2 protein-coding genes are annotated in these 5,093 nt (G+C 62.6%); both read right to left on the minus strand.

What is annotated here, in order from left to right; genetic code table 11:
- Window positions 1-128 precede the first annotated feature (128 nt).
- Window positions 129-2,435 (minus strand): phosphoribosylformylglycinamidine synthase subunit PurL, encoded by a 2,307-nt coding sequence (gene purL, locus NW815_RS10065; RefSeq protein WP_414415969.1) that lies wholly within the window; start codon window positions 2,433-2,435, stop codon window positions 129-131.
- 21 nt (window positions 2,436-2,456) lie between these two features.
- Window positions 2,457-4,970, minus strand: a complete 2,514-nt coding sequence (gene recG / locus NW815_RS10070; RefSeq protein WP_414389370.1) for an ATP-dependent DNA helicase RecG — start codon at window positions 4,968-4,970, stop codon at window positions 2,457-2,459.
- Window positions 4,971-5,093: the final 123 nt, after the last annotated feature.

Raw genomic sequence — 5,093 nt, forward strand, 5'->3', positions numbered from 1 at the left:
CAGCAGTGTTCAGCGTAAATGTATCAGGAAAAATCCCCCTAAGGATGTTGTCCTCTCCAACCTCTGGCCCCTCTCCCCAAGGGAGAAGGGAGCTGGGCGCAGAAAACGGTTTCCCAACCGAGGCTCAGCTAGTCCGAAAAGGCACCGTGGTAGGCGGCCTGCATGGCTGCCAAAGACACCACCAGTAAGGGATCCTCTTCTGCCGTCCTTAAGAGCAGGGGATCCGCAGGGGATCCCACCTCTCCCAAAAGCTGCCACTGGCCGGCAAGCTGCGCTTCTAAGTAGGCTTCCCAAGCAGAGCGCTGGGCCGGATCCACAGAAACCAGGATGCGGCTGGATCCCTCGCCAAACAGGGCCTGATCCCAGCGCAAGGATCCAGGAGCCAGGGAGAGGGTTGCGCCGCGGCCTCCGCTCAAGCAGGCTTCTGCCAAAGCCACAGCCAATCCCCCCTCGCTGCAGTCGTGGGTAGAGCGCACCCAGCCCTGGCGGATTCCATGGCGACAGGCAGCTTGCACCCGCTTTTCCAATTCCAGATCCACTGGCGCGGGCCGGCCCGTAATTTGCTGGTGGATGACCGCCAAATACTCGCTGCCCCCCAAGCTGGTGAGGGCCTGGGATCCCAGGAGGTAAATGAGATCCCCTGCTTGCTGCCACCCCTGGCCACAGATGCATTTCAAGTCGGGAATGAGACCCACCATGCCAATGACAGGGGTAGGGTAGATAGCCTGCGATCCCTGGGGGGTGAGGGTCTCGTTGTAGAGAGAAACGTTTCCCCCCGTTACCGGCGTACCGAGGGCACGGCAGGCATCTCCAATCCCCCGAGAGGCCAGGGCCAGCTGCCAGTACACCACCGGGTTTTCGGGATTGCCAAAGTTAAGGTTATCGGTAACAGCTAGGGGATCGGCCCCCACACAGGTGAGGTTGCGGGCAGCTTCCGCCACGGCTGCCTTGGCCCCCTCGTAGGGATCCAAATACACCCAGCGGCCATTGCCATCCAGGGTGGCAGCGATGGCCTTGCGGGAAGCTCGCAGGGGCGGCACCTCGCCCACGCCAAACTTTTGGGAACGGATGCGGATAACCGCCGCATCTCCCTGGCCCGGCCAAAGGACGGTGTTGTTTTGCACCTGGTGGTCGTATTGGCGATAGATCCAGGCTTTGCTGGCCAGGGTGGGGCTGGCCAAAAGCTGCAGCAGCACCTCTTTCCATGCCAGCGTTGCCTGAGCGAGGTGGATCCCCTGGCAATCACAAGGGGGTAGAGTGGCGGGATCCCATTGCCACGCTGCCTGCACGTAGGCTGGCGGCTCTGGCAACACCGGACGGACATAGACGGGGGTGTCTTCGGCCAAAGCCCGCGCCGGCACCTGCACCACGCAGGATCCCTGGTGCCAGATCTCCACCAGCGGCTCGGCAATGACTTCCCCGGCCACACTAGCTTGCAAACCCCAGCGGTGGAAGATCTCCATCACCTCCGCCTCGCGGCCTTTTTGCACCACCAGCAGCATCCGCTCCTGGGATTCCGAGAGCAGGTATTCCCAGGCAGCCATGCCGCTTTCCCGCGCCGGCACTCGGTCGAGGTCAAAGCGGATCCCCACCCCTCCCTTGGCGGCCATCTCCGCGGTGGAGCAGGTGATCCCGGCTGCCCCCATATCCTGGGCAGCCACCACAGCTCCTGTGGCAAAGGCCTCCAGACAGGCCTCGATGAGGCACTTGCCCAGGAAGGGATCCCCCACCTGCACTGCCGGCCGATCCTGCTGCGCATCCTCCTTGAGCTCGGCGCTGGCAAAGCTGGCGCCGCGGATGCCATCCCGCCCGGTGGTGGCGCCCACGTACAAGACCGGGTTCCCCACCCCCCGCGCTGCCGATTTCACCACTGCCGGCGTCTCCAGCAGCCCCAGGGCCATGACGTTGACCAAGGGATTGCCGCTGTAGCAGGGATCCACCGCCACTTCTCCCCCCACTGTGGGTACCCCGACACAGTTGCCGTAGTGGGCGATCCCTTCCACCACCCTGGCCATGAGGCGGCGGTTGCGGGGATCGGTCAGCGGCCCAAAGCGCAGCGAGTTAAGCAGGGCAATGGGACGGGCGCCCAGGGTAAAGATATCCCGCAGGATCCCTCCCACGCCGGTAGCTGCCCCCTGGAAGGGCTCCACTGCCGAAGGATGGTTGTGGGACTCGATCTTAAACGCCAGCCAATCCCCCTCCCCCAGATCCACTACGCCGGCATTTTCCCCCGGCCCCACCACTACCCGCTCGCCCGTGGTGGGAAAGTTTTTCAGCAGAGGGCGGGAGTTTTTGTAGCAGCAGTGCTCTGACCACATCACCCCAAACATGGCCAGCTCGTTGGGGTTGGGATCCCGGCCCAGCTGCTGCTGGATCTGTTGATATTCCGCCGGGGAAAGGCCGTGGGCTTTTAAGTCTTCGAGGGTATAGGGCATAGTGCTCCAATTGCCCCTAGCTTAGGTCAACAACCCAGGGCCCAAGAGACGGGCCTGACGCTCTTCCAGTATGCGGCTTAAGGGGGGCCAGCGCTTCAGGTCGGGGTCTTGGACAATAAGCTGCTCTGCCGCCTGGCGGGCCAGCTGCAGCACCTCTTGATCCTCCATGAGACTGGCCAGGGCAAAATCGGGTAGCCCCGACTGGCGGGTGCCCATCACCTCCCCTGGGCCGCGGAAGCGCAGGTCCATCTCGGCAATGAAAAACCCGTCGTGGGACTGCTCCAGCACCTTGAGCCGCCGCAGGGCCTCCTCGCTTTTGGATCCTGTCATCAGGATGCAGTAGGCCTGGTCAGATCCCCGCCCTACCCGCCCCCGCAGTTGGTGCAGTTGGGAGAGCCCAAAGCGCTCCGCATGCTCCACCAGCATCACCGAGGCATTGGGCACATCTACCCCCACCTCCACCACCGTGGTAGAGACCAGAATATCCAGCTCCCGCCGGCGAAAGGCCGCAATGACAGCTTCCTTCTCGCTACTGGTCAAGCGCCCGTGCAGCAGGCCCACCCGAAATTGGGGGAAGACCTTTTCCTGCAGACGCTGGTGTTCCTCGATGGCAGACTTGAGATCCAGCTTCTCCGACTCTTCAATCAACGGCAGCACCACGTAGGCCTGCCGCCCTTGGGCAATTTCCCGCTCGATAAGCCGCATCACCTGCAGGCGATCCCCTGGCCGGGCCACCAGGGTGTGCACGGGCTTGCGCCCCGGCGGCAGCTCGTCAATTTGGGTAACATCCAGATCCCCATGCAGGGCCAGGGTGAGGGTGCGGGGGATGGGGGTGGCGGTCATGGTGAGCACATCGGGGTGATCCCCTTTCTGTTGCAGAGCGGCCCGCTGCTCCACGCCAAAGCGGTGCTGCTCGTCGATGACCACCAAGCCCAGGTTGCGAAACTGCACTGCCGGCTGGATGAGAGCATGGGTGCCCACCACCAAGGGCAATTCCCCGGTCTGCAACTGCCGCAGGATCTCCCGGCGCTTAGCAGGGGGCGTGGATCCAGTCAACAGTTCAACGGGCACCTGCAGCTGGCTGAGCCATTCCACCAACTTGCGGTAGTGTTGCTCGGCCAAAACCTCGGTGGGAGCCATGAGGGCCGCCTGCCAACCGGATTGAATGGCTGCCAGCACAGCTGCCACCGCCACCACGGTTTTGCCGGATCCCACATCTCCCTGCAAGAGGCGGTTCATGGGCAAGGGATCCCGCAGATCCGCTAGGATCTCGTCGATGGCCCGCTGCTGGGCAGCGGTAAGCTGAAAGGGCAGGATTTGGTAGAAGCGATCCAACAGCTCCCCTCTAGCCGGCTGGTAACGAGGTATGGCCTGAGCTTGGGCACGATAGCGGTGTCGCCGCTGCAATAGGCTTAGTTGTAGGTAGAAAAACTCATCGAACACCAGCCGCCGCCGGGCCTGGGCCAGCAGCTCTCGGGTCTTAGGAAAGTGGATCTGCTGCAGGGCAACAGGCAAGTCCAAAAGCTGCAACTGCCGCTTGAGATCCGCCGGCAAGGGATCCTCCACCAAGGCCGCCGCCGGCAAAGCCAGTTGCACCGCCTTGCGCACCAGATCGGCGGGGATCCCTTCTGAGAGAGGGTAAACTGGCAAGATCTTGCCCAGCCTGTCCAGCTCCTCGCCCTCTCCCCCCAGCACCTCCAGTTGCGGGTTATCCAGCGTTAGGCCCAACCGGCCCTTTTTGACCAGGCCGCTGGCAGCCACCAGGGCCCCCTTGGGGTATTGCCGCTCCAGGGAAGCTTGCCAACTGCGCTGGGCAAACTGCCGCCCGCTGTAGAAGCGGCTGAGGGTAATTACACCACTTTTGTCGGCAATCTTTAGGTTGAAGATGGTCAGCGAGGGATTCTTAGGGCTGGTAAAGCAACTGCAACTTTTCACCGTCCCTACAAGGGTAACGGTCTCCCCCACCTTAGCTTGGCGGATGAGCACCCGCCGGGAATAGTCCAGGTAGTCGCGGGGGAAGTAGTACAGGGCATCCCGCACGCTGTGTAGGCCCAGTTGTGCCAGTTTCTCCGCTGACTTGGGACCAATGCCTTTGAGAAACTGCAGCGGCTGCTCCAGGCTGAGGCCGGCGGGGAGAGATGGGGAAATCGTGCTCCGCCCTGCCTCTGGGGGGGTTGTTGCTACGCCTACGGCAGGGAAACCAGAGCGCTGTGGCAACGAGGCTGCAAACGAGCCAGGTTGGTGGGAACTCGGTCGGGACAGCTCTTGCTGACGTCGGACTCGCTCCAGCCAGCGGCGAGTTTCGGCCACCAGGTGCTGGCGTTCGGGCAGCTCCAGCTCCGGGTACAAGGTATAGCGGGATCCCAGTTCTCGCCACCGCCGCCGGTCATCTCCACTCAGCGCCCAGTCAGAGGGGGGATCCTGTCCGAACACACTCCCCAAAAATTGGGAGAAGGTCTGCTCTCGCCCCCGCAGGTCGGTAAACCCCACCTCTGCTTCTAGGGAAAGGGCGCGCTGAAGCCGCTGTAGATCCACCTGGCTCAAGTTGCTTGGCTGCCGGGAGTGCTCCTTATCAATCCAACTTTAGCCAACAACGGCAGGACAACCGAAGGAGTGCAGCAGCGCAAGCCACACTTTCCATTCCTTGATAAAGAAAAA

The organism is Synechococcus sp. R6-7 (assembly GCF_047461695.1).
Taxonomy (GTDB): Bacteria; Cyanobacteriota; Cyanobacteriia; order Thermostichales; family Thermostichaceae; genus Thermostichus.